Here is a 4,084-nt window from a genome sequence, read left to right as displayed (position 1 = left end):
TTGTTTGGTTGTTTCAAATTCTATAAATTAACCTACTGTTTAATTTTCAAAGTTCATTTAAGCGACTATTTCAGTTGCTTACTTTTTTCAACTTACTCAGTATATCAAAGCTAATTTAACTTGTCAACACTTTTCTTTTGCTGTTGTTTTTCTTCGTCCGTATCTCTCGGACAAGTAATACTTTACCATCTTAATATAAGTTGGTCAATACTTTTTCTTAATTTTTTTTAGAATTTTTATTAATAACTTAACTTTATTAATTAAATCCACAATTATATTTAAAGTTATTAACATTATACACAAATTACACCCCTGCTATTTAGTAATTTTAATTTTATTATCCACATTTTCGAAATATCCTCTAGACTTTTAATATTTTTGCTATATCTAATATTTTTATTAGATAAATCATAAATATTATTAAGATTATTCTTTATAAAAATATATCTTTGTAAATAAAAAATGACTAAATTATATTAATATAATTTAGTCATTAAGATTTTCATCGTAATTCTCAGTTTTCCATCTACAAATTAATCGTATTTTATTATCAATTAATTCAGCCTTAATATCACCACTCATCTTTTCGATTAGTGTCTTGACTATAGGAAGCCCTAACCCACTACTAGTGCTACTACTTCTAGAAGTATCTTGTTTATAGAATCTATCAAAAATTAATCTTAGATCTTCATCATTTAGATTTTCAACTTTATTAGATATTATTAGAATAGCTCTATTATTTTCTTTTTTTAATAATATACTTTCTTCTCCTTTTGAGTATTTTATTAAATTTGTTATAATATTTTCTATTATTCTATTAATAGCTACCTTATTACCCAAAACTATCAAATCTTCATACTCAATACTTACATCCAGATCTATATTATTATTCTTCAGTTCATCATAAAAAGATATAATCACATCATATAAGATTTTATTTAAGTTAACATATTCTATTTCAAGGTTATATTCAGGTGATTGTATTACCGAGAACGAGAAAAATTTTTCTAATATTTCTTTTAATGAGTTAGCTCTTCCTTCTGCTATATTTATGCATTCAATTTGCTTCTCTCTAGATAAATTTGTTTTTTTTGCCATCTGTATATAACCTAATACGGAAGTTAATGGTGTTCTTATATCATGAGCTATATTTGCAATAGCTCTTTTTAATTCTTCTTCTGTACTTTTCTGAATCGCCATAGATTGTATATGCATATTAATATGATTGTTTATATTTTTAGATAGACCTTCTAAGCCCTTATCAAATAATCTTAGGTCTATCTTTTTTCTAGTTTTTATTTGATTATAATCTTCTAGTTGCTTTGATATATTTCTGATTTCTTTCTTTAAATTATATACGTAGACAAGTAGAACAATTACCAATAAAATCAAAATTATTTTCACTATTCTACCCACCCTTCTTTATGTTATTTATTATATTATATCTTGATTCTCAAATATATATATTCCTACTACAATAGATACTATGGTTATTATAGAACAAGTGAATATAATCTGAGTAATAAATTCTTGATTTGGCATATTAGCACATGTATCCATAAGCATAAACATAGGATGATTTCTAAGAATATCTAAAGGTATTTTATCAAGTAAAAGTACAGGTGATACTAAAACACATGTACCTATTGTGACTAAAAGTGCCTTATTCTTTATAATAGTTGCTATTAACATAAATACACTAGCTATACTTATAAATATAAAAGCATTTATACTTAGTAATTTTATCATCTGATTTATATGCTCAATTTCAAATTTTATTCCCCATCCATTGATAATAGTTCCTATAATTAATGTCATTGTAGGAATTGCAAATACTAATATACATATTCCTACACATATTGTGATTAGCTTTGATATATACACATATTTTCTTTTGTTTCCATAAGATAATACACTTTTATATGTACCATTTACATATTCATCACAAGTAAACATACTTACCACATAAGTTAAGCCTATTACTAATATAAGCGTCCATCCCATTCCTGATGCAAAAAACTCTATCCCTTTTATATTACTTACATCTGAGAAAGTATTTATAAAGAATCCATATCTTCTATCATTTATATAGGTAGCTATAAATTGAAGACCTGAACTTTCAGCATTAAATGATGTAACTACAGTCATAAATATACACCATATGCTAAATATGCATAGTCCTTTATATGTTTTTCCAAACCTAAGTTTGTAAAGTTCTGATTTTATTAAATTATACATTAGCCTTACCTCCAATTAAATTGATATAATAATCTTCTAAGTCATCACCTGCGACAACTATTTGATTGATTACTATTTCATTTATAGAGAGTATCTTAGTTACTTTACCAGGCTCATCTATATACTCATATAATCTTATAGTATCATCTTTTATTACCTTAAAATTACGCGTAGAAAGTTTTTCTTCTATTACAGCTATAGCCTTATTTACATCATCAACTTTTATATCTAAGCTCCTCCTGCATCTTTCATCTAATTCTAATGAACTAAACTCATCTATTAATTTCCCATTACTTATAACTCCATATGTAGTAGCTAATTGATTTAATTCTCTTAGTATATGACTAGATATTAATATTGTTATGTTTTTCTCTTGATTTAATCTTTTTAATAACTGCCTAATTTCTATTATAGATATTGGATCTAATCCATTTATAGGTTCATCTAGTATTAAAAATTCAGGATCACCCAATAAAGCTATAGCTATTCCTAATCTTTGCTTCATTCCTAGTGAGAAAGTTTTTACCTTTTTATTCTTTGAAGATTCTAACCCAACCAGTTTAATAACTTTATCAACTTCATTTTTACCCGGTATACCTCTCTGTATCCTTATATATTCTATATTTTGATATGCTGTCATATCTAGATACAACGCAGGACTCTCTATTAATGATCCTATTCTTTTTCTGTGTGACTGAGTCGCTTGATTATTTCCAATCTCATCATTAAATAAAATCATATTACCAGAACTAATTTTTATCAACCCAACAATAAGTCTTATCACGCTGGTTTTACCTGCTCCATTTTCACCTATAAATCCGTAAATATCCCCTCTCTTAATATTCATACTAACATTATCAACTATAAATTTATCTTTATATTTTTTGCTCAAATTTATAGTTCTTAATATATAATCTTCCATAATTATCTCCCCTCTTCTTAATTTACTTTAATTGTAAATAACAATTAATAATAAACCTTAAAGAAATTCTTAAGAAAGTCTTAATTCTTAAACTTCTAGCTTATATCCAATTCCCCATATAGTTTGTATGTAGTCATATTCAGCATGCTTAGATATTTTATTTCTCAAGTTACTTATATGTACATTGATTGTATTGTCGTCACCCATATAGTCTTCTGCCCATATACTTTCAAATAGATTCGATTTCGTAAAAACTTTCTTAGGATTGTCTATAAATAGATTTAATATATCAAATTCTCTGGATGTAAGATTAATACTTTTACTATTTACAGTCACTATTCTTGTATCTGTATTTAAATTTATTTCCTTAAACGTTAAGTCGTTTTCTTTTAGATTTATACTTCCATCAACCTTATATCTTCTAAAATTAGTTTCAATCCTTGCTACTACCTCATCTATATCAAAAGGTTTAGAAATAAAGTCATCAGCTCCACTTTTAAGCATCTCTATTTTTGTTAATTTATCGTCTTTGGCAGATATTATTATTATTGGCATGTTTTTATTTTCCCTGATTTCTAAAAGTACCTTCTCACCACCTAGTCCAGGTAACATTAAGTCTAGTAATATCATTTCAAAATCCTGTAATTTCAAATACATAATTGCTTCCGTACCTGAGTATGCAGATTTTACATTATATCCTTCACTTTCTAATATTTCAGCTAATAATTTGTTTATATCATTATCATCTTCAACAATCAATATGTTCATATCTAATCTCCCCTAGCATTTAATCTAATTTATATTTTACACGTATATAAATATTTTTTCTATATAAAAAAGGAGTAGATAAAATCTACTCCTTTAAAACAAAAAAAGATTACGTGGCTACGTCTTACTCTCCCAGGCAGTTGCCCACCAAGTACC

Annotated in this window: 4 protein-coding genes; all 4 read right to left on the bottom strand. The window is 26.1% G+C overall.

Annotated elements, in window-relative coordinates:
* Window positions 1–486: 486 nt before the first annotated feature.
* Window positions 487–1,404: a sensor histidine kinase gene (locus CHL78_RS19680; protein WP_094369096.1), complete on the bottom strand. Its 918-nt coding sequence runs from the start codon at window positions 1,402–1,404 to the stop codon at window positions 487–489.
* Between the two features lie 30 nt (window positions 1,405–1,434).
* The gene (locus CHL78_RS19675) at window positions 1,435–2,238 is read right to left on the bottom strand and encodes an ABC transporter permease (protein ID WP_094369097.1); all 804 of its coding nucleotides are present in this window, start codon (window positions 2,236–2,238) and stop codon (window positions 1,435–1,437) included.
* Window positions 2,231–3,160 (bottom strand): ATP-binding cassette domain-containing protein, encoded by a 930-nt coding sequence (locus CHL78_RS19670; protein ID WP_094369098.1) that lies wholly within the window; start codon window positions 3,158–3,160, stop codon window positions 2,231–2,233. The genes CHL78_RS19675 and CHL78_RS19670 overlap by 8 nt, the downstream gene beginning before the upstream one ends.
* Before the next feature lie 87 nt (window positions 3,161–3,247).
* On the bottom strand, window positions 3,248–3,928 hold the full coding sequence (locus CHL78_RS19665) for a response regulator transcription factor (RefSeq protein WP_094369099.1): 681 nt from the start codon (window positions 3,926–3,928) through the stop codon (window positions 3,248–3,250).
* Window positions 3,929–4,084: the final 156 nt, after the last annotated feature.

The organism is Romboutsia weinsteinii, from assembly GCF_002250835.2.
Classification (GTDB): domain Bacteria; phylum Bacillota; class Clostridia; order Peptostreptococcales; family Peptostreptococcaceae; genus Romboutsia_A; species Romboutsia_A weinsteinii.
This window is presented reverse-complemented; position numbering and strand designations above follow the sequence as displayed.